This window comes from Flavobacterium sp. HJSW_4 (assembly GCF_042436695.1).
Taxonomy (GTDB): domain Bacteria; phylum Bacteroidota; class Bacteroidia; order Flavobacteriales; family Flavobacteriaceae; genus Flavobacterium.
The window spans coordinates 1-277 of sequence record NZ_JBHNPP010000096.1; the positions used below are offsets into that span (position 1 = coordinate 1).

Here is a 277-nt window from a genome sequence, read left to right on the forward strand (position 1 = left end):
AGACTTCTTTTATCCTTGATTTGGATTTTTACGAAGGAAATGTTTTTTCTATTGATGTAGAATTTGATCCGTCAGCAGTTGTTAATAATCCAGAGACTGCTTTAGAAACGGGTGATTTAGCCTACGTCATTTATACATCAGGAACGACAGGCAATCCTAAAGGGGTAATGGTGGAGCATTCAGGCGTTTTAAATACAATATTATCCCAAATAGATTTATTTAAACTTCATGAATGCAAGAACAGCCTGCAATTCGCCTCGTTGTCTTTTGACGCTTC

At 36.8% G+C, this 277-nt stretch carries 1 protein-coding gene; it reads left to right on the forward strand.

Features of this window, described 5'->3' with window-relative positions:
• Positions 1 to 277, forward strand: a 277-nt coding sequence (locus ACE01P_RS24465) for an AMP-binding protein (protein WP_379701675.1), incomplete at both ends; no start/stop codon positions are given.